This is a genomic window from Angelakisella massiliensis (assembly GCF_900104675.1).
GTDB classification, from domain to species: Bacteria; Bacillota; Clostridia; order Oscillospirales; family Ruminococcaceae; genus Angelakisella; species Angelakisella massiliensis.
Window position 1 is genome coordinate 1,917,671 of sequence record NZ_LT629945.1, and the last position, 19,653, is coordinate 1,937,323.

Consider the following 19,653-nt stretch of genomic DNA (forward strand, 5'->3'; position numbering starts at 1 on the left):
CATAAACAAAGAAAGGAGGAAACAAAGATGGCAAAGAAGCGAGCCAACGGAGAAGGCAGTATCCGCAAGCGTTCAGACGGTCGCTGGGAAGGCCGGTACACAGCCGGTTACGATTCGGAGACCGGAAAGCGGATCACTAAAAATGTATTGGGCAAGACCCAGGCAGAGGTGAAGGAGAAGCTGGCCAAGGCCATTGAGGAGAGCAAGAAACTGGACGTTGTCCGGTCAGACGAATATACGGTGGCGGAATGGCTGCGGCTGTGGTATGAACTTTATGCCAAGCCCAATATCCGACCCACAACCGCAGACAGTTATCACCGCGGTATAGAATCACATGTCATTCCCCGGATCGGAGAAATCAAACTAAAGGAACTCACCAGCCGGGACATACAGAAACTCTACAAGGATCTTCAGGAGAATGGCAGGCTACGGAAATCTCAAAAGAGCAAGAAGCCAGGACTGAGCAACAGTACAGTGCGGGGCATCCACATGATGCTTCACAATGCCCTGGACCGGGCGGTCAGGGAGCGGCTGATCCTGCGCAACCCCACTGAGGACTGCATCATTCCCAAGATTCAGAAGCAGGAGATGAAGATTCTGCACCCAGAGGATATGAAAGCCTACCTGGAAGCAGCAGACAAAAGAGGAGTCCTGCCCATGTTCTATCTGGAACTGGTAACCGGCATCCGTAAGGGAGAGCTCACCGCCCTGCTCTGGTCCGACCTGGACGAAGAACGGCGCACCATCTCAGTGAGTAAACAGGCAGTGGGGGACAGGAACCGGAATGTCACCATCAGCCGTCCCAAGACAGAGAACTCGGTGCGGAAAATCTCAATTCCCCAGTCGGCGGTGGAGCTGCTCCGGCAGGAGCATGAAAAGCACCCGGACAATCCCTGGATGTTCCCTTCACCCAGGACGGGAGAGATGTATCACCCGGATTCCATCGCCAAACTCCATGAGAAGATCCTGAAGGACACCAGATTGGAGCACATCCGGTTCCATGATCTCCGGCACACCTTCGCTACCATGGCTCTGCAAAATGGGGTAGATGTGAAGACAGTGTCCAGTATGCTGGGGCACTATGACGCAGGATTCACTCTTCGCACCTACACCCACGCCACTCGGCAGATGCAGGAACAGGCAGCGGAGAAGATGGGAAACTTTATGGCAGAAGTGATGTAAAGAAAAACACTGGAGTACAATGGTTTCGTGCTCCAGTGTTTTTTACAACTCATTCCCGCCCAAACAAAAAGTCCAGGGACACATTCAGAATTTTTGAAATGGCATCGATTTCAATATCGGTTACCGCCCGCTTCCCGTTTTCAATACGGGAAATTGAGCCACGGCAAGTATACACTGCCATCAGCTCCAGTTTTTCAGACAGTTCCTTTTGGCTCATACCAGCACGGGATCTGGCTTCCTTGATCCTCGGGCCGATGATGTTGGTATTCTCTGTATCAATAATTCGTTTCATAGCAAACACCTGAATGTCTTGATTTAGGACATTTTTAGTGTATACTAAGCAGTAAGAAATTATGTCCTATTGATAGGACAACAAGGAGAAGCTATGAAAGTTGCTGTAATAGGGTCAAGAAGCCTGACGGTTCAGAATCTGGAAAAGTATCTGCCCCAGGGTGTGACGGAGATCGTATCCGGTGGAGCAAAGGGGATTGACACCTGTGCCAGAGAGTATGCACACCAGGCAGGACTAAAGCTGACCGAGTTTCTGCCGGACTATCAGCGGTATGGTCGCAGCGCACCATTACGGCGAAACCAGGAGATCATCCGCTATGCGGACGAGGTAATCGCCTTTTGGGATGGGCAGTCCCACGGCACCCGGTTTGTCATCGAGGAGTGTAAAAAGCAGGGGAAGAGGGTAACCGTTTATCGGCAGCAGACATAGAAGCACAAACAAAAATCCCCGGAGAACAGACAAAACCTGTTCTCCGGGGATTTCCTGTACTTTCGGGCTATTTCCGCTTGTGGGTCAGGGTGTGGGTCAACGGATCTTTTGGCGGCGCTGAACGCTTTCCGGCAGTGGGACGCGGGCCGCGATTTTGGACGCAAAAAAAGAGCCGGAGCGCGACTTGGCTCCGGCCCTGGCCGGTGGAGCTAGTGACGTGACTCGAACACGCGACCTGCTGATTACGAATCAGCTGCACTACCGACTGTGCTACACTAGCATTTTAAGTTTGCTTTTAATCATACTCCCCAAGTGATAAAGTACAGATCTGTTCACAAGGTAAGCAAAAGTATTATACCTGCTAAAACTGCTTTCGTCAAGATGCCCGGACTTTATGTTGAGAAAAAGGTTTTGCTCTTTTGAAGAGGGGGAAAAGATAAAATTTCCAATCATTTGATAAAAACGGGGCTGGAGAGCCAACAGCCCCGTAAGAAGTACGGCTGATGGATATCGGAATATAAAATGCAGAAAAATTATGATAAAATATTTTGAGCTCCAGCAATAGCAACAACAAGGAGCGAAAAAGTTTGTTCATATTTAAGCAGCGGCAGAATGTTTTCAACATGGCATTATCAAAAAACAGGAACCGCTAAAAAAGTGAGAAAAAAGCAGAAAAATAGGTATTTTTTTCAAAAAACGGTGGGCGCAATTCTGACATTAAACCTGGTTCGTTTGCGCTCAAATGGGATCGCATTATAATAAAATCCAGAAAGGGATGGAGCGGATGGAGAAGTTTAACACAGAAAGCAAGACCAAACAGATCAAGGAAGAGATTGTAGACGATATTCTCAGCGGAGTATTCCTGCCAGGTGAATCTATTCCCAGCCAGAGCGATTACGCCAAGAAATACGGCGTCAGCCGTTTGACGGTACGCAAGGCGATTGATGATCTGGTAGCCAAGGGCATCCTGTGGACCGAGCAGGGGAAAGGTACCTTTGTGCAGGAGCTGGCCACCAACGCCTACAGCTATCGCCGGCTGTCTGGTTTCAGTTCCAACGTTGTTTCTGGAAAAGCGCACACCCACTCCAAGGTTATTTCCATCCAGCAGATCCCGGCCGATATCCGCTTGTCCCGTCACCTGCAAATCGAGTTGGGCGCTCCGGTGGTGCTGATTGAACGGCTGCGATATATCAATCAGGTATGCGCTTGTTTTCAGCGTTCCTTTCTGGTGCAGCAGCGGGTGGCCCACATTGATTTTCAGAAAGAACATTTGGAGGAACATTCCCTCTATGCGGTGCTGCGGGATAAAGCGGGCATTACTTTGAGCTATGTGGATGAAAAATTCAGGGCAATTCGGGCCAGCAGTCAGTTGGCAGAATATTTCAAGGTAAGCGAAGGCGATCCGGTGCTGTATGTACTCCGGGTAACCTACGACGGAGATAGCCGTCCGATTGAATATTGCGAGGATTATGAGAGCTCCGATGTGAAAGGAGCCTGGGTCAAATCCATCAGCTTTTGATCCGGGAAGAATGGAGGAAAATTTGTGGAAAAACGGATTTTGGGAAGTTTGCTGGCGTCTGCGGTAGGAGATGCCATGGGTGCGGCCACCGAGCTGCGCACCAAGGAAATGATTCGTCAGCGTTTTGGCGGTACAGTGCGGGACATTGTTACTCCTCCTGATGATACCTTTGCCCGGGGTTCGGCGGCAGGAAGCGTCACCGATGATTTCAGCCTGATCTATCATACCGCTACAGCCATTGCGGACAATGGCGGCATCATTGATGACCAGGCAGTGAACCGGGCGCTGCTTAGCTGGTCAGAGGACCATAAGTTTTACGATCAGTATGTGGGGCCTACCACTCGGGCGGCAGTGGATAAGATCAGAGGCGTGGAAAGAGAAAATCCTTATGCCTTTATTTGCTGCGACAATGCCAAGGCTTCCAATGGTTCTGCCATGAAGATCTCTCCCGCCGGTCTGTTTAATCCAGGCAATGTGGATAAGGCGATTATCGATGCCATCACCATCTGCCGTCCCACCCACAACAATAACCTTTCCATCTCCGGCGCCTGCGCCATTGCCGCGGCAGTCAGTCACGCCATGGAAGCCAATGCGGATGTCTACTCCATTGTTCAGGCTGGATTGTATGGAGCGGAAAAGGGACTGGAACTGTCTGAAGGCAGCTGCAATATTCTGGCGGGTCCCAGTGTTTCCAAGCGGATTAAGCTGGCTGTGGATATTGCCATGACGGCGGGAGATATGGATGCTGTTACAACAGAACTGGCGGATGTTGTTGGTTCAGGGTTACATATTTCCGAGGCAGTGCCCTGTGTTTTTGGAATCCTTGTGGCAGCCAAAGGCAACACCATGGACGCCATTATTGGAGCGGTAAATATCGGATCTGATACCGATACCATTGCCTCTATGACTGGTGCTGTTCTGGGGGCCCGCAATGGGACTGCGGGAATTCCGGAGCACTACTTACAACTGATTGATCAGGTCAACGGCTTTGATATTGCCGCTCTGGCCCACCGGATGGCGGACCTGGTGCGGTACTGAGCAGAAAGGTGGAGCATTATGGGAAAGAAATTCGGCAAACTGGAACCCTACTTATATCTGACTCCGGCGCTGATTTATTTTACCATCTTTTCCTTCTATCCCTTTATTAAAACTGTGCTTTCCAGCTTCTTTGTGCTGGACGCCAATGGCGTGGTAAAGGGATTCGCCGGCTTGGATAATTATGTCAAGGTGCTGACGGACCCGCTTTTTATCCAGTCCATTTTCAACACTCTTTTATATGTAGTGCTGGCGTCCCCTGTGGCCATCATCATCGCTTTGATTCTGGCTTTGGTGGCCAACCAAAAAACACGCACCTCTTCTATTTATGAAACGATATTTTCTCTCACCATGGCCATGTCCATGTCTGTTACCGCCATGATTTTCAAAATCATGTACAACCCCAACATCGGCATTATCAATAAGCTGCTTCAAACCAAAATCAACTGGCTCAATGATTCCAAATACGCGATGCTCTCCCTGAGCGCCATTTCCGTCTGGATGAATATCGGTTTTAATTTCCTGTTTTTGCTGGCGGCTATCCGGGGTGTTCCCAACGAGCTGCTGGAAAGCTGCCTGATCGACGGCGCCACCGGATTCCAGCGGGTACGCCGGGTGATTCTGCCGCTGATTTCGCCCACAGTCTTTTTCCTCATCTGCAACTCCCTGGCGAAAAACGTCATCATGTCCGGCCTGCCCATTATCCTGACGCAGGGCGGCCCCAAGGGCTCCACCACTACGATGATCTACTATATGTACAAGAACGCCTTCAACAACATGAACTACAACTACGCTTACGCCTCGGCAATCATCACCTTCCTGCTGACCCTTGTGCTGATGCTCATCAGCTTTTCCTTTGAGAAGAAAGGGGTGCATTACTCATGACGGCCAAAACCAAAAAGAAGCTGCTGTCCTTTTTGTTCCAGCTGCTGGCCATTGCAGTGGGATTGCTGCTGATTTTTCCCATTCTTTATGCCATCTCCCTGTCCTTTATGAAAGCTCCGGAGATCCTTACCCGGGACATCAAGCTTCTGCCCGATTCCATTCAGTGGGAAAACTACCGCAAAGCGCTGCAAATCACCACCTTGGGCAGATATATGATCAACTCTGTGATCCTTGCCGGTGTTTCCAGCTTCATCCGGGTGATTCTGGCCAGTCTTTCCGCTTTTGCCTTTGCGTTCTTCGAGTTTAAGGGCAAAAACTTCCTGTTTATGCTCTGTATGTCCACCATGATGATCCCCGGTGATGTGGTGCTGGTCACCAATTACAAAACCGTCGCCTCTCTGGGGCTGACAGACACTTACCTGGGAATGATGGCGGTATTCCTGCTGTCGGTACTGAACATCTTTATGATGAGACAGTACTACCTCACCTTTTCCAAAGAGATTTATGAAGCGTCCCGGATTGATGGATGCAGCAATCTTCGCTTTTACAGCCGGATCCTGCTGCCTTTGTCCAAACCGGTGATCGCGACAGTCTATATTTCTTCCTTCGTCAGCATCTGGAACACCTACCTCTGGCCCATGCTGGTCACAAATGATGACAAGCTGCGCACCGTTCAGGTGGGAATCACCATGCTCAACTCTGCTGACGGCAGCACGATCTACGGCCCCATTATGGCAGCCGCGGTGATGGTGCTGGTTCCCACGGTCTTTGTATTCGTTATTTTCCAGAAACAGATCGTGGGCGGTATGCTTTCCGGTTCCGTCAAGGGATGATCCCTTGCTGAATAGAAAAAAGAAAGATCCAACAAACAGTCACAACTTGGGAGGTCAAGAAAATGAAAAGATTTCTGAGCGTTCTGACAGCGCTGGCCATGCTCACTGTCAGTATGGCGGGATGCGGCGGTTCCACAGCCTCGTCCTCGTCCAGTGAGGCAGCCGGCTCCAGCTCCGCTGCGGTGGTGGATTCCGGCAAGCGCCTGAGCGATACCGATGTGGCCATTGATTTCTGGCATCACATGGAGGGTACCAGCGCGGTCGCTTTGGAGAACACTGTCAATAACTTCAATGAGACTGTGGGCAAGGAGTACGGCATTGTTGTTACTCCCAGCTTCCAGGGAACCAATACTGCTGAAAAGCTGAAAACACTGGCCCAGGCAGAGGACTGGGGCAACTTCCCTGATGTCTGCCAGGTAGCCAGCGCCGGTATTCCTGTCATCGCCGGTTATGATCTTTTGGTCAAGCCCGAGGATATGTATGCCGCTGGTGAGAACATTATCGTTCCCAGAGAGGATATTCTGGACAACGCAGCCCGCACCTTCACCTATATGGACGAGCTGTGCGCACTGCCCTTCAGCAACTCCGCCATTCTCCTTTATTACAACAAGGATCTGTTCCAGCAGGCCGGTATCGAGACTCCTCCCGCTACCATTGCTGAAATGGTGGATGCCATCAACAAGCTCACCGTCAAAAATGGCGATGAGGTGGAGACCTATGGCCTGGAGGTCCAGGTAAAGCGTTATCAGCTGCTCAACTTCCTGGGCGGTATGGGAGAGTACAATTTCCTGGGCGACAACGAGGGCGGACGTACCGGCCTGATGACCAAGACCACCATTGGTGAGGATGGCAGCCTGATGAAGTTCCTGGACGAGTGGGAAAAGGTGATTGCCACCGGCGGTTACAAGGCCGTTGAGGATAACATCAATGAAGAGTTTGCCATGGGAATGACCGCTATGGCCATCATGTCCTCCGCCCGTATTGCCAAGGTGGATGAGCTGACCGGTGGTGCTCTCAACTACGGCACCGCGGCCCTGCCTACCGTCAGCGCTGATGACAAGGGCGGCGTCGCCGTGGGCGGTTCCGGTGTGGTGATCTTCAACAAAGGCGATGAGCTGCGTCAGACCGCTGCCTGGATCTTCCAGCAGTATCTGGCAGGCGAGGATGCCCAGTATACCTTCTGCACCGGCAGCGGCTATATTCCGATCAACCGCAAGCTGTATGAGAGCGAGCGGATGCAGACCTTCCTGGCGGAAAATGAGCCTATGCAGGCAGCGGCCACATCCATGCAGAACTCCAACCCCAACGTGCAGGAGCCTTTCGATATGGTGACCGGAGAAATCGATACCATCATTGATACCGAGATGCAGAACTTTGCACAGGGTCAGGATAAACAGACTACGCATGACAACATTGTCAATCAGATCAACAGCAAGCTGGCGGAGTATGTAGAAGTCAACAGCTGACAGTTTTGCTGAGGGGGCAGACGCCGGGAGTTCCCGTCGGGCGTCTGCCTTTTTCCAAAGCTATTGTCAGCAGGAAAGGAGCGGCTTATGATTAAACTGGTGGTAACAGATGTAGACGGCACCATCGTCGCGAAAGATGAGATCCTTCATCCCGAAGTTCCGGCGCTGGCAAAACAGCTGCGCCGGCAAGGAATCATATATACCATCGCTACAGGCCGGCTGGAAAGCCAGGTGGAGGAGTATGTCAAGCAGCTGGAGCTGGACGACACCCCTTATATTGCCTGTAACGGCGGGGTGATCGTCCGTGGGGGTCAGGTGGTGTTTCGCCGCACTGTTCCGCTGGCGCCGCTGCGTCAGGCGGTTGCGGTGGCTGAGGCGCTGGAGATGTCGGTGCTCTACAGCAAAAATGGTGTGGAGCGTGCCTGCCGCCTGACAGACTATGTTCGTCAGCAGCAGCGGGATTTTGGCCGCTATCAGGAGGTGATCCCCTTTGATGAGAAGATGTGGGAAAGCCTGGAGATTGATAAGCTGGTTTTCATGGCCAAGGTACGGGATGGCAGTCTGGATGCGGTGGAGGCCCTCTGCCGCCGTCTGCCGGAGGAGTTCGGCTATAAACGGTATGCCAACAAGGCTTTGGAGGTGCTGCACCGGGATTCCACCAAGGAAAAAGGGGTACAATCACTGGCGGAGATGCTGGGTATCCCCATGGAACAGGTGATGGCGGTGGGAGATGATCTCAACGATCTGGGGATGCTCCGGGCCGCCGGGATCGGCGTGGCGGTAGGCAACGCCCAGGAACCGGCCAAAGAAGCGGCGGATTATGTGGCTTCCGCCCCTTGCTATGAAGGTGTAATGGAAGCCTGCCAGCGTTTTTGCTTTGGAAAGGAGCGGACACAGTAATGGAAAATACACCTATGCTCAGACAGATCGGCAGTGTGCCGGCCTTGATGACGGAGCTTTTGCCTGTGCTTCGGCAAAAAGCGGCTGCTCTGGCGGCGGATCCACGGCTGAGAGACGCCCGCAAGCTGGTACTGGTAGGCTGCGGGGACAGCTACTGCGCGGCGGTGGCCGCCCGCCAGGCTTTCGGGGAGCTTACCGATAAGGAAGCGGAGGTAATGTATGCTGTGGATGTGGCCCGCAGCTACAGCCGCCGCGTCCTGATGCGCAACGGTACGGGTACTGTGTATGTGTTTATCAGCAATTCCGGCAATGTCTCCCGCATTGTGGAGGCAGCCCAGAGGATCACCCGCTTTGGCGGCGTTACCCTGGCCATCACCGGCAATGAACGTTCGCCGCTTTATGGTGAGGCAGACATGGGCCTGACCATGGAAATTCCCCGCTTGTGCGGCGGGCCCGGTATGCGCTCCTACGCGGCGTCGGTAATGGCGCTGTATGCCCTGGCGGTGGAGCTTGCCCATGAGGAAGAGGACCGGGCACGGGCGGATGCCCTTTGGGAGGAGCTGACAGCTCTGCCAAAACAGCTGGAAGAACTGATGCCGGTATGGGAGCAGCAGGCCCGGGAGCTGGCCCCCCGCCTGAGCCAGGCCAGAGCCTTTGAGTTTATCGGCATCGCCGCCAATTATGCCAACAGCTTTTTTGCCTATGCCAAGGAGCTGGAAACCATCGGCCTGCCCGCCAGCGCCCACAATACCGAAGACTGGCTCCATATGAACTACTTTATCAGCGATGTGACCGGTACAGTCACCTTTCAGTTTATCCGGCAGCGGGAGGGCGGCTACAGCCGCAGCTGTGAACTGCGGAAGGTTGCCGGGGAGATGGGACGGCCTCTGGTGGTACTCACCGATGAACCGGGGGAGGGTCCCTGGCGGATGACCTTGCCCCAGACCAGGGAACTGCTGCTGGACAGCCTGATCGGTTATCTTCCGGTATCCATGGCGATAGGCTATCTGGCGATCCTGCTGGGCGGAGAGGATTTCCGCGGCACCAGGGGGCACTGGACCGCCTGCATCAATTTTGCCACTGTGGCAGGCAGTGAAAAAATCATTCTGGACTAAGGGAGGAGTACCATGGAGCTGGCGACATCTACAAATCTGCTTTTTATCCGGCCCGATGGCAGAAAGGCTTCTTTGGAAGAAACCTTGACCAGGGTCAGCGCTGCGGGCTTCCGGGTTTTTGACCTGAACTTTTATGACTGGTCCCTTCCCGGTTCTCCTTTTCTGGGGGAAGAATGGGAACGCTGGCTGCATGGAGTGGGGGAAACCGCAGCCCGGCTGGGGGTGCGGTTCGGCCAATGCCATGCCTATTTCTACAATTTTCTGGATCAGCGTCTGACAGAGGAACAGCGGCAGCGTCATCAGCAGCTTCAGCAGCGCTCGCTGGTTTGCTGCCAGCGTTTGGGAGCCCATACCTGCGTCCTTCATCCGGAGACTGTTGCCGGTCGGGTGGACTATTATGCTCCCTCAATAGAGGCAAATTATCATTATTTTGCCCCTTTGCTGGAGCAGATGAAGGGGATGGGACTGCGGCTGGCGCTGGAAAATATGTGCGATTACGGCATCGCCCCCCGTCGGAAGTTCTGTGCCTATCCCCATGAGCTGGTGGAGCTGGTGGAACGCTTCAGCGATTCTTCCATCGGCATCTGCTGGGACTTTGAGCATGGGGATATTATGGAGCAGGACCAGGCACAATGCCTGCGGCTGATGGGGAAGCATCTGCTGGCCACCCATGTATCCGATACCTACAGCAAAACCGACAATACCCTGATGCATGTTCTGCCCCTTACCGGTACCATCCGCTGGCAGGAAGTGATGCCGGTCCTCGGGGAGATCGGCTATACCGGAGACTTTGCCTTTGAGGTGCACAACTATCTCAACCGTCTGCCGGATCAGGTGGCGGACACCGCTCTTCGTCTGGCTTATGAGGTAGGAATGTATCTGTTGTCCCTGGGGGAAACGGCGAATGAGGGCTGAAAAAACAGGATGCACGCCCAGACGCTTTCTGACAAGGCTTCCGCTGGCGCTGCTGGGCAGCCTGCTGATGGGGGTGGGCCTTTCCTTCAATGCCTGCGCCGGGTTGGGCAATGATCCTTATGGTCTGGTTTATGACGGCCTGCGGCAGCTGTTGGGTTTGGACCCCGCCCAGGCGGGAATCTGTGCGGCGGCAGTCAATGGCTTTATGATCCTGCTGCTGCTGATAGTGGGCAGGCGGTATCTGAACATCGGTACGGTGGCGGCGGTAGTGCCCTATCAGCTGTGTGTGCAGATAGGCACAGTGCTGTATGGACTGATTTTCCCCACAGAGCAGCTGCCGGTACGGATCATCGCGCTTATACTGGGCTGTTTGCTGCTGTATACCGGCATCGCTGTCTTTCTTACTGCGGATATCGGCATGGAGCCCATCACCGGGGTCATTATGGTATTAAAGGACCGGTTGGGATGGTCTTTTGCCCGTTCCAAATGGCTGCTGGATTTTCCATGCTGGGATTGGGGCTTTTGCTGGGGGGCAAAGCCGGAGCAGTCACCCTGCTGACAGCAGTGATTGCCGGGCCCTCCATTGATCTGATCCATCACTTTATTCTTGGAAAGCTGAAAGGAGGCCTTGACCGTGAAAGACGATCTGAGGACGCTGCCCAAAATCGAGCTGCACTGTCATCTTGACGGTTCCCTGGATCCGGAATTTGTCCGGTACACCCTGGAGCAGCAGGGAGAATCCGTCCCTCTGCCTAAGCTGCTGGAACTGCTGCAGGCGCCGGAGAGCTGTGCCAGTCTGGCGGAGTATCTTCAGCGCTTTCAGCTGCCCATCCGGTGCATGGATACACCTCAGCAGGTGCGCCGGTCTGCCTATACCTTTCTCCGCTCTCTCAAAGAGGATGGGGTGCGGTATGCAGAGGTGCGTTTTTCCCCGGCGCTGCTGGAAAATTCATCTCTGACAGCAAGACAGGCGGTGGAGGAGGTCCTTTCCGGTCTGGATGCTGCCCGGCGGGAAAGCGGTGTGGAATACGGCGTTATCCTATGCGCCATGCGCCATCACACTCAGGAGAAAAACGAGAAGATGTTCCGTCTGGCCCGGGAGTATCTGGGACAGGGTGTATGTGGTGTGGATCTGGCTGGGGATGAAGCCGCCCGGCCCAACGGGGAATTTTTCCCTTTGTTTGAGCAGGCGTATCGTTTGGGGCTGCCTTATACCATCCATGCCGGGGAATGCGGGAGTGCTCAAAGTGTGGCGGACGCTCTGGAAATGGGAGCCCGGCGCATCGGGCACGGTATCGCTATGGAAAAGGATCCGTTGCTGCAAAAGCGCTGCGCTCAGCTGAGGGTAGGGGTGGAGATGTGCCCCGTCAGCAATCTGCAGACAAAAGCAGTGGCCCGGCTGGAGGATTATCCCATTAGGAAATTCCTTTCCAATGGAGTGCTGGTCACCATCAATACGGATAATCGTACGGTCAGCGGCACCAGCCTCACCCGGGAGTATAGTTTGCTGGCGGAACAGTTCGCTTTTACGATGGAGGAACTGAAACAGCTGTCCAGAAACGCGGTGGAATGTTCTTTTGCTTCTGAGGAGCTGAAGGAACAGCTGTTAAGGGAACTTTGATGCTGAATAGGAAAATAGATTAAACAGGATGGAAAAGCCCCGGAACACCCAATCAAGGATGTTCCGGGGCTTTGAGCGTGTTGAAAAAATTCGACACATATCCGGAGAGTATGGGATACCCTCTGAATACGAAGCTGCTTACTGGCCAAACCAGTTTGGATATCTTTGCTTTTGTGCCGCAGCAGGCGCAGGTTTTCCTATAAAACGTATGTACATATCCCGCGTTTTATGGTTTTAAACGGAATGGTTTCTTAACCAATGGCTTTTATGTTCCGTTGTTTTTATAAAGCAAAACCACATACTACATAAAGAACTGTTGCCAGAGCGGCAGTCACCAGGGCATAGGGCAGCTGTGTTTTAACGTGGGAAAACAGATCAGTTCCCACCGACATGGAAGAAAGGATGGTAGTATCGGAAATGGGTGAGCAGTGGTCGCCGAAAATACCGCCTGAAATGACAGCGCCGATCGTCAGCAGAATATTGGCGTCCATGGCCACAGCCATTGGGATGGCGATAGGCATCATGATGGAAAATGTTCCCCAGCTGGTGCCGGTGGCAAAGGCCATTACCGCGCCCAGCACAAAAATGATGGCGGGGCAGAGAGCGCCGCTGACCTGATCTCCAATGAGACTGGCCATAAAGATACCCGTTTCAAGCTTTTTTACAACAGCTCCGATGGCGAAAGCCAGCACCAGCAGACAGACAAGATTGATCATATTGCTGACACCCTTGAGGAGATAGTCACTGAACTGCTTGGAGGTCATGATCTTCTGACGGGTATATATGATGCCCATGAAAATAAGGGTAATGATGACGGAGTAAAGGATTGCGGTGGTACCGCTGCCGTCAATGATGCTGCCGCCGCCGGTGACGAACAAGCCGATGAAGGTCCCGCCGATGAGTACGATCAAAGGCAGAATCATATTCCATTTATTACCCTTGCCGGCAGGAACCAGCCGTTCAATACCGTCCTGGTCGTTGAGCAGGGGAGTAACACCTTCATCATACAGGGCGCCAGTGTTTTGAACCCGAAGCTCCGCCCGCTTCATGGGACCCCAGTCCTTACCGGTCAGGATGTAGAACAAAACAAAAATCAGGGACAGGATGCTGTAAAACTGGAAGGGCAGGCTTTGAATCAGCAGCGTCATGGGATCACCGGTGATAAAACCCGCTGAGATTTCCGCCGCGATCAGCCCCATGAGCATGGCCCCCCAGGAGTTGAGGGGAATAATGGCGTTTACAGGAGCGGAGGTGGCGTCGCAGATATAAGCCAGCTTTTCTCTGGAAACCTTGTATTTGTCGATAAGAGGGCGTGTGACGACGCCGGTGAACATGATGCTCAGCAGTCCGTCGATGAAGATGATGATGCCGATCACATAAGCGATCAGCATGGCGGCCCGCTTGCTTTTGACCTTCTGGCTTTGTTCTGTAAGATAGGCCACAAAGCCGTCAACACCGCCGGATACCTCCACCATAATAACAAAGGCGCCCATCAAAGCGGTGAACAGAAAGGTTTTCAGGTTTCCCGTATCGGTACATACAGTCAGTATTTCATTGAGAGAAGCGTCAATGGCGGTGAAAGGATTCCACCCGAATAAAATCAGCTCACCTGTAAAGATGCCAATCAGCAGCGCCACCGCTACCTTCCGCAAAGCTACCGCCGCGATAATGGCAATAATGGGGGGCAGCAGTGTTAAAAAACCGTATTCCATTTGATATTCCTCCTTAACAACACACCTCTTAATATTGACTGAATAATGAGCCGAAGCCGCCGGTATGCAGATAACACACAGCGCCGGAAGCTTTGCCTTCCATAATCCAATCACGCATTCCAACCAGAACCTTGCTGTTGTAAATATTTTCGATGAAAATGCCCTCCTGCCGGGCAAACTCCTTGACCATGCGAGCACTGTCGGGGGTGTTCATGCCCCAGCCATCCCCACGGTAACAGTCGGTGATCTCACATAATTGATTCACCGGGGCGGGACAAGGGATACCGGTGATTTCTTCCGCCTCTCTGATCGCAGTGGTGATGTGTGCTTCCAAAACAGCTTCGGTGTCCTCCACACTGACAATCACAATGCGGAAGGGATTGCCCATCAAAGCGTTGCCGTATATCAGTCCCGCGGCTACTCCACCGTTTCCTCCCGGTGCGAAGATGGTCATGGAGGAGATGTTTTGCTGCCGGCATTGCGTGATCATTTCCTGTACAGCGGCGGTATATCCCAGCGCTCCCCGGCCGCTGGTTGCCCCATTGCGGATGATAAAGGGATGTGCCCCTTGCTGAAGATAGGTTTGGTACAGCTGCTCTGTATAAGCGCTGCGTTCTTCGCTGGTAACAGGCCCAAGAAAATGGGATTTTACCTGCAGCAGCTCATTAAGAAGCAGATTGCCCTGGATTTCTTTGGGACGAAAACAGTTATGGATCAGTTCGCATTCAAGCCCCAGTCTGGCACAGGCGGCGGCGGTGAGAGTACAGAGGTTGGATTGCCCCGGCCCAGCTGCCAGAACACGGTCACATCCTTCTGCTATCCCTTGGCCCAACAGAAATTCCAGGCTTCGTATCTTGTTTCCTCCCGGGCCGATCCCGGTCAGATCATCCCGCTTGATATAGGCATCCACTCCCAGTCCTGAGAAAAAGCGGGCCATAGGGTGGAGCGGCGTTGGACCGGTAAGCAAAGGAACACGGGGTGTCCGGGCCAGAAATTCTTCTATGGGATACATTTTACTACCTCCTCCAATCAATCTGCCCGACGCTGCCGGACAGCAGAAAAAACTGTGTAAACAGCGTGCTGCCGAGGAGAACACAGTCTTTTTTCTGAATGGGAACTGATGATAAAAGGAAAAATACGGGATTTCTTTAGTAAGATGATGTGCTAACATTATAGCAAGGAAAATCGATAAAGTCAAAGGTTTATACTCAAACACAAAACTATTTGAAAAAATCTGTTTGCAAAATTTGTCTCAGATACAAAAACGCATCGGGAGGAAAGACGATTCTGTTCCAACGTAAATGTGTTTGTTTCAAAGGGAAAAGCGTATGAAAACGTTTCGCTCTGTTTCCTTGGCAAAATAGCTTTTGCGAAAAAATTGGAAAACAAAAAAGCCTGGCTGCCAATAGGAGCCAGACTTTATGGAAAGAATAAAACGGCGAAAGGAATTTATTTTTCAGAAAAAGAGAAACGCATGATCTTTGCTTTTCACACCGGACCGGAAGCCGAAAGAAGCTGCTGCAGCAAAAAGACATATACCGGTATTGCAGCCAGACTGATGACGGTGGTAACAGTGATAATAACAGAAGCAAAGCCGCTGTCGCTGCCCGCCTCATTGGCCATGATCCCCAACTGGGTCATGGCGGGCATGGTGGCAAGGATAAAAAAGATCTGCAGCGTGTCGGCAGACAAGCCCATAGGCAGACAGATCAGCAGCACCACCATCGGTGTCAGAATAAAGCGGCACGCAATCACCAGCAGCAGTTCTTTACAGGGACGAAAGCTTTGGAGACCGCCCTTGTAGATCATCGAGCCGATAAAGATCATCGCCATAGGGGTTGCCATCTGCTTGATCATGGTGATGGCGGACATGAGAAAGTCAGGAAGGTGAAAATCCGCCAGAACAGTTGCCGCGCCCAGCAGAAAACCCATCAGAGGAGGGGCAAGAATAGAGCGGAGACCGGAGAGGGAAAAGAGGCGCACAGCGGGATCGTGATCCTTGTGGAGCAGAAAGACCCCGACAGTCCAGAAAAGCACTGTGTTGGCCATGTAATAAACCATACCCTGGGGAAGTCCCGCTTCCCCGAACAAAGCTTCCACTACAGGAAAACCGATAATGACCGTATTGGAAAAGGCAACGGCATTGATGAATACGCCTCTTTTCGCCAAGGGAATTCTGCAAACCCGGGCCAAAAGAAACCCCATGGCCAATCCCAACAGAATGATGCAGAAGGGGATGGGCAGCTGGGAAAACATTTCCAGCAGCTTTTCCCGACTGCCGCAGGTGTTCCAAACATTATAGAACATATAGCAGGGAATGGCGATCTGAACAGTGAATTTGGAAAATAAAGCGCTGCCCGTCTCGCCAAACCAGGGGCGGGAGGCGGCAAAGCAGCCGGCCAAAATCAGTGTCAACAGCATCAGGACGCTTTGCAGCGCGGTTATGACCATAAATCATGCTCCTCACGATGTGCCGCGATGAAGTGGTCCGTCTCTGCATCCGCTTCAGCTTCAGATCAGGGATTCTGCCTGAAAAAATGAATAAGGGCTGGGGCCAAAACAAAATTTAACAGCGGCTTTATATTTTTTTCATCCTAACGCCAAAAGGAGATCTTTGTCAAGGGATTAATTTCAGCGGGCCGTTATCATAAAGCGGTGTGAGTTTGGCCAAGGGGCGGACCCGGGTGATGCTCAACCGCTGGAAGAGTCTTTGAAATATGGTTCGTGCTTATGTTCCAACACAGCTAAAAAGAGAATATGGAGGGAGAGAAACGGCTCTGATATCCTGGCTTTGTTCTCCTTGATTTGAGCAGACGCTGTCGGTGGAAGCGGACCTTGTTCTCTCCTTTTCTCCTAATTTATACCTATAAAAAATGAGAAAACAAACCGGTTTATTGATATATGAATTTTCCTAACAGAATATCGTTGGTCAAAAACATATGTAAAAGTGTGTTATTAAGTGTGTGTTTAGTGTACAATAAAAAGGACACTAAATACAAAAATACCATTCAAAGGCCTATCAAATCACCGTTCCATCAGGGAAAGCAAATTCTGCTTTCCACTGTCCGCCCATAGCCTGAGCGATCTTCTCTAGGTCTTCCATAGTTAGAGTGTTTCTTTTAATTTTTTGGTTCAAATTTGACGGGGTAGTGCCGATTCTCCTTGCAAGCTCTGCTTGGCTAATACCACTATATGCCAATGCCATTTTAATCTTCTGCTCTATGGTCATCTTTATCATCTCCTCATACATATCATACAGTAAACACTTTATATTGTCAATTAAAAATTAAAATCATTTACAGGGGTATAAATTATTACATTGACAACATTAAGTATTTGCTGCACAATATACTTGTAAGGCAGAGATACAAAATCTCTTACAGAAGGGAGTAAGGTGAATGGATACAGTGAATGTGACCGAGGCTCTGCTGAAAGCAATCCTCGAACTCATTGAAAAATGCGAAACGTTGGAAGAACTCCGGGATAGCGTTAAACGCATAATGAATGAGCAAATAAAAAGTGGGGCGGCTGAAAATCCACACACGCACCGCCCCGCACACCCAAAAGTGAGCCGAGAGCCTTAAAAGAGGGGATCGGTCCGCATCAAACATAAGAAAAGCAGATTTTTAAATCCGTCCGCAGTCAAGGGCTTCAAAAGCGTTTGACATTCCCCGGCGGCTGTATTATACTTAACATTTGTGAATGAACAGGCTCCCCATGCGGCTTTGCGGGCAGGGGACCATTATGGAAGCAATGGAGGAATCATTTTTGGCCGACTATCAGCAGCTGATCGAAAAACGCAGGACCTTCGCTATCATTTCCCACCCTGACGCGGGTAAAACCACCTTGACCGAAAAATTTCTCCTCTATGGTGGAGCAATCGCCCTGGCCGGTTCCGTCAAAGGCAAAAAAACGGCTCGCCATGCGGTGTCCGACTGGATGGAAATAGAAAAGCAGAGAGGTATTTCCGTTACCTCCTCTGTGCTCCAGTTCAATTATGACGGATATTGCATCAATATCCTGGATACCCCCGGACATCAGGACTTTTCAGAAGACACCTACCGGACCCTGATGGCAGCGGATTCCGCCGTGATGGTCATCGACGCCTCCAAGGGCGTGGAGCGGCAGACCCGGAAGCTCTTCAAGGTTTGCCTGCTGCGGGATATCCCCATTTTTACCTTTATCAATAAAATGGACCGTGATGCCCGTAATCCTTTTGATCTGATGGAGGAAATCGAGAAGGAACTGGGAATCCAGACCTATCCTGTCAACTGGCCCATCGGCTGCGGCAAGGAATTCAAAGGGGTTTACGACCGCCACCGCAGGGAAATCGTCTCCTTTACCGCCAACAACGGTCAGCGGGAGGTGGAGGCCACCGAAGTGGAGCTGAGCGATCCCAATCTGTCTGCTCTTATCGGAGAGGAAAATTACAACACCCTGAAAGATGATGTAGAGCTGCTGGATGGAGCCAGCTATGAGTTTGATCAGGAGCAGGTGCGCCATGGCAAGCTGACCCCTGTGTTTTTCGGCTCCGCGCTGACCAATTTCGGTGTGGAACCCTTTCTGCGGGATTTCCTGAAAATGACCACTTCGCCCCTGCCCCGGAAATCTTCTGAAGGGGAGATCAATCCTTTCAGCGATGTGTTTTCCGCTTTTGTGTTCAAAATCCAGGCCAACATGAACAAGGCCCACCGGGACAGAATCGCCTTTATGCGCATCTGCTCCGGCCGCTTTGAAAAGAACATGGAGGTCTATCATGTTCAGGGGGATAAAAAGCTGAAGCTGTCCCAGCCTCAGCAGATGATGGCTCAGGAGCGGGAAGTGATCGAGGAGGCTTACGCGGGGGACATTATCGGTGTTTTTGATCCCGGCATCTATTCCATCGGCGATACCATCTGCACCCCAGGCCACAAGTTCCAGTTTGAGGGGATTCCCACCTTCGCTCCGGAGCATTTTGCCCGGGTGCGCCAGCTGGATACCCTCAAGCGCAAGCAGTTTGTCAAGGGTACCCAACAGATCGCTCAGGAGGGCGCCATCCAGATTTTCCATGAGCCTTACTCCGGCATGGAGGAAGTCATCGTGGGTGTGGTGGGAACCCTGCAGTTCGATGTGCTCCAGTACCGGCTGAAAAACGAATATAATGTGGAGATCGCTTTGGAATCTCTGCCCTTCCAGTATATCCGCTGGATCGAAAACAAGGAATTGGATGTCAAAACTCTCAATCTCAGTTCCGGTACAAAGGTGGTACAGGATTTCAAAGGAAATCAGCTGCTGCTGTTTGTGGACCGGTGGAATATCGACTGGGCTGTGGAGCGCAATAAAGATTTGGTACTGGCGGAATTCAGCCGCAACTGATCTTTCCAAAAATTCAAAATATGCTTTGAGCAAAAACCCCCGGCTTTTCTGTGAAAAGCCGGGGGTCAGTCTGTAGAAAAAACTGATTCCAAGGAAAAACAAAATTCAAAATCATAAAAATCAGGACATGTGCCTGATTTTTATACCACGACCCGCGCCCACCGGGGGCGCGAAACCGGGGGTATCGCCGCTGGTTTCGCCAGGAACCTGCGGCGTATCCAGGGGGTATGGGATACCCCCTGGAAGCGTGTCGAACTTTTTCGACACGCTCACCCCCCGGCTTTTCTGTGAAAAGCCGGGGGTTCCTTCGTATAAAAGCAGCCTGATGCAACGAATGGGAAGAAGGCTGCGCCCATTTTAAAAAGCAATTGATCAGCAAATGGCGGTCCCGGTT

19 protein-coding genes and 1 tRNA gene are annotated in these 19,653 nt (G+C 51.9%); 14 read left to right on the forward strand and 6 right to left on the reverse strand.

The annotated features are described in order from the left end of the window. Positions 1–27: 27 nt before the first annotated feature. Positions 28–1,182, forward strand: a complete 1,155-nt coding sequence (locus BQ5383_RS14440; RefSeq protein ID WP_071433089.1) for a tyrosine-type recombinase/integrase — start codon at positions 28–30, stop codon at positions 1,180–1,182. A gap of 49 nt (positions 1,183–1,231) precedes the next feature. Here BQ5383_RS14440 and BQ5383_RS14445 read toward each other — a convergent pair whose 3' ends face one another. After that, positions 1,232–1,474, reverse strand: coding sequence for a helix-turn-helix domain-containing protein (locus BQ5383_RS14445; RefSeq protein ID WP_071433091.1), 243 nt, complete (start codon positions 1,472–1,474; stop codon positions 1,232–1,234). A gap of 93 nt (positions 1,475–1,567) precedes the next feature. Here BQ5383_RS14445 and BQ5383_RS14450 point away from each other — a divergent pair, with 93 nt between their 5' ends. After that, positions 1,568–1,903, forward strand: a complete 336-nt coding sequence (locus tag BQ5383_RS14450; RefSeq protein ID WP_071433093.1) for an SLOG family protein — start codon at positions 1,568–1,570, stop codon at positions 1,901–1,903. 204 nt (positions 1,904–2,107) lie between these two features. On the opposite strand, the gene BQ5383_RS14455 is transcribed toward BQ5383_RS14450, so the two are convergent. Further along, positions 2,108–2,183: transfer RNA gene (locus tag BQ5383_RS14455), tRNA-Thr, on the reverse strand. A gap of 504 nt (positions 2,184–2,687) precedes the next feature. Between BQ5383_RS14455 and BQ5383_RS14460 the strand changes: the two genes are divergently transcribed. The 10 genes from BQ5383_RS14460 to add all read left to right on the forward strand — a co-directional run bounded on the left by BQ5383_RS14460 (position 2,688) and on the right by add (position 12,192). Beyond that, positions 2,688–3,422, forward strand: a complete 735-nt coding sequence (locus tag BQ5383_RS14460; protein ID WP_071433095.1) for a GntR family transcriptional regulator — start codon at positions 2,688–2,690, stop codon at positions 3,420–3,422. 24 nt (positions 3,423–3,446) lie between these two features. Next, positions 3,447–4,460 (forward strand): ADP-ribosylglycohydrolase family protein, encoded by a 1,014-nt coding sequence (locus tag BQ5383_RS14465; protein ID WP_139193441.1) that lies wholly within the window; start codon positions 3,447–3,449, stop codon positions 4,458–4,460. A gap of 18 nt (positions 4,461–4,478) precedes the next feature. Next, positions 4,479–5,342, forward strand: coding sequence for a carbohydrate ABC transporter permease (locus tag BQ5383_RS14470; protein ID WP_071433097.1), 864 nt, complete (start codon positions 4,479–4,481; stop codon positions 5,340–5,342). Beyond that, positions 5,339–6,175, forward strand: a complete 837-nt coding sequence (locus BQ5383_RS14475) for a carbohydrate ABC transporter permease (protein ID WP_071433099.1) — start codon at positions 5,339–5,341, stop codon at positions 6,173–6,175. The genes BQ5383_RS14470 and BQ5383_RS14475 overlap by 4 nt, the downstream gene beginning before the upstream one ends. Before the next feature lie 62 nt (positions 6,176–6,237). Continuing rightward, positions 6,238–7,641, forward strand: a complete 1,404-nt coding sequence (locus BQ5383_RS14480; RefSeq protein WP_071433101.1) for an extracellular solute-binding protein — start codon at positions 6,238–6,240, stop codon at positions 7,639–7,641. A gap of 87 nt (positions 7,642–7,728) precedes the next feature. After that, positions 7,729–8,541 (forward strand): HAD family hydrolase, encoded by an 813-nt coding sequence (locus tag BQ5383_RS14485; protein WP_071433103.1) that lies wholly within the window; start codon positions 7,729–7,731, stop codon positions 8,539–8,541. Continuing rightward, entirely contained in the window at positions 8,541–9,656 is a 1,116-nt protein-coding gene (locus BQ5383_RS14490) for an SIS domain-containing protein (protein WP_071433105.1), read from the forward strand. The genes BQ5383_RS14485 and BQ5383_RS14490 overlap by 1 nt, the downstream gene beginning before the upstream one ends. 12 nt (positions 9,657–9,668) lie before the next feature. Then, entirely contained in the window at positions 9,669–10,571 is a 903-nt protein-coding gene (locus tag BQ5383_RS14495) for a sugar phosphate isomerase/epimerase family protein (RefSeq protein WP_071433107.1), read from the forward strand. Further along, complete coding sequence (locus BQ5383_RS14500; RefSeq protein ID WP_071433109.1) at positions 10,561–11,130, forward strand: DUF6198 family protein; 570 nt, start codon at positions 10,561–10,563, stop codon at positions 11,128–11,130. The genes BQ5383_RS14495 and BQ5383_RS14500 overlap by 11 nt, the downstream gene beginning before the upstream one ends. Before the next feature lie 75 nt (positions 11,131–11,205). Next, positions 11,206–12,192, forward strand: a complete 987-nt coding sequence (gene add / locus BQ5383_RS14505) for an adenosine deaminase (RefSeq protein ID WP_083389995.1) — start codon at positions 11,206–11,208, stop codon at positions 12,190–12,192. A gap of 281 nt (positions 12,193–12,473) precedes the next feature. Here add and BQ5383_RS14510 read toward each other — a convergent pair whose 3' ends face one another. The 4 genes from BQ5383_RS14510 to BQ5383_RS14525 form a co-directional block, all read right to left on the reverse strand. Beyond that, positions 12,474–13,904: a Na+/H+ antiporter NhaC family protein gene (locus BQ5383_RS14510; protein WP_071433113.1), complete on the reverse strand. Its 1,431-nt coding sequence runs from the start codon at positions 13,902–13,904 to the stop codon at positions 12,474–12,476. 28 nt (positions 13,905–13,932) lie between these two features. Next, a complete protein-coding gene (locus BQ5383_RS14515; protein WP_071433115.1) occupies positions 13,933–14,916 on the reverse strand; it encodes a 1-aminocyclopropane-1-carboxylate deaminase/D-cysteine desulfhydrase in 984 nt (327 codons plus the stop codon). A gap of 476 nt (positions 14,917–15,392) precedes the next feature. Next, complete coding sequence (locus BQ5383_RS14520; RefSeq protein WP_071433116.1) at positions 15,393–16,355, reverse strand: AEC family transporter; 963 nt, start codon at positions 16,353–16,355, stop codon at positions 15,393–15,395. A gap of 568 nt (positions 16,356–16,923) precedes the next feature. Further along, positions 16,924–17,133: a helix-turn-helix domain-containing protein gene (locus BQ5383_RS14525; protein WP_071431836.1), complete on the reverse strand. Its 210-nt coding sequence runs from the start codon at positions 17,131–17,133 to the stop codon at positions 16,924–16,926. Positions 17,134–17,302: 169 nt separating this feature from the next. Here BQ5383_RS14525 and BQ5383_RS14530 point away from each other — a divergent pair, with 169 nt between their 5' ends. Then, positions 17,303–17,488, forward strand: coding sequence for a hypothetical protein (locus BQ5383_RS14530; RefSeq protein ID WP_071433118.1), 186 nt, complete (start codon positions 17,303–17,305; stop codon positions 17,486–17,488). Positions 17,489–17,648: 160 nt separating this feature from the next. Beyond that, positions 17,649–19,259 carry a peptide chain release factor 3 gene (locus BQ5383_RS14535; RefSeq protein ID WP_235821994.1) on the forward strand — a complete coding sequence of 537 codons (1,611 nt, stop codon included), beginning with the start codon at positions 17,649–17,651 and terminating at the stop codon, positions 19,257–19,259. Positions 19,260–19,653 lie beyond the last annotated feature (394 nt).

Excerpts from the sequence above, each read along its gene's own strand:
- BQ5383_RS14535 (WP_235821994.1), top strand. The coding sequence starts at position 17,649 with ATGGAAGCAATGGAGGAATCATTTTTGGCCGACTATCAGCAGCTGATC.
- BQ5383_RS14500 (WP_071433109.1), top strand. The coding sequence starts at position 10,561 with ATGAGGGCTGAAAAAACAGGATGCACGCCCAGACGCTTTCTGACAAGG.
- BQ5383_RS14470 (WP_071433097.1), top strand. The coding sequence starts at position 4,479 with ATGGGAAAGAAATTCGGCAAACTGGAACCCTACTTATATCTGACTCCG.
- BQ5383_RS14475 (WP_071433099.1), top strand. The coding sequence starts at position 5,339 with ATGACGGCCAAAACCAAAAAGAAGCTGCTGTCCTTTTTGTTCCAGCTG.
- BQ5383_RS14440 (WP_071433089.1), top strand. The coding sequence starts at position 28 with ATGGCAAAGAAGCGAGCCAACGGAGAAGGCAGTATCCGCAAGCGTTCA.
- BQ5383_RS14480 (WP_071433101.1), top strand. The coding sequence starts at position 6,238 with ATGAAAAGATTTCTGAGCGTTCTGACAGCGCTGGCCATGCTCACTGTC.
- BQ5383_RS14525 (WP_071431836.1), bottom strand. The coding sequence starts at position 17,133 with ATGACCATAGAGCAGAAGATTAAAATGGCATTGGCATATAGTGGTATT.
- BQ5383_RS14460 (WP_071433095.1), top strand. The coding sequence starts at position 2,688 with ATGGAGAAGTTTAACACAGAAAGCAAGACCAAACAGATCAAGGAAGAG.
- BQ5383_RS14445 (WP_071433091.1), bottom strand. The coding sequence starts at position 1,474 with ATGAAACGAATTATTGATACAGAGAATACCAACATCATCGGCCCGAGG.
- BQ5383_RS14485 (WP_071433103.1), top strand. The coding sequence starts at position 7,729 with ATGATTAAACTGGTGGTAACAGATGTAGACGGCACCATCGTCGCGAAA.
- BQ5383_RS14490 (WP_071433105.1), top strand. The coding sequence starts at position 8,541 with ATGGAAAATACACCTATGCTCAGACAGATCGGCAGTGTGCCGGCCTTG.
- BQ5383_RS14450 (WP_071433093.1), top strand. The coding sequence starts at position 1,568 with ATGAAAGTTGCTGTAATAGGGTCAAGAAGCCTGACGGTTCAGAATCTG.
- BQ5383_RS14495 (WP_071433107.1), top strand. The coding sequence starts at position 9,669 with ATGGAGCTGGCGACATCTACAAATCTGCTTTTTATCCGGCCCGATGGC.
- BQ5383_RS14510 (WP_071433113.1), bottom strand. The coding sequence starts at position 13,904 with ATGGAATACGGTTTTTTAACACTGCTGCCCCCCATTATTGCCATTATC.
- BQ5383_RS14530 (WP_071433118.1), top strand. The coding sequence starts at position 17,303 with ATGGATACAGTGAATGTGACCGAGGCTCTGCTGAAAGCAATCCTCGAA.
- BQ5383_RS14515 (WP_071433115.1), bottom strand. The coding sequence starts at position 14,916 with ATGTATCCCATAGAAGAATTTCTGGCCCGGACACCCCGTGTTCCTTTG.
- BQ5383_RS14520 (WP_071433116.1), bottom strand. The coding sequence starts at position 16,355 with ATGGTCATAACCGCGCTGCAAAGCGTCCTGATGCTGTTGACACTGATT.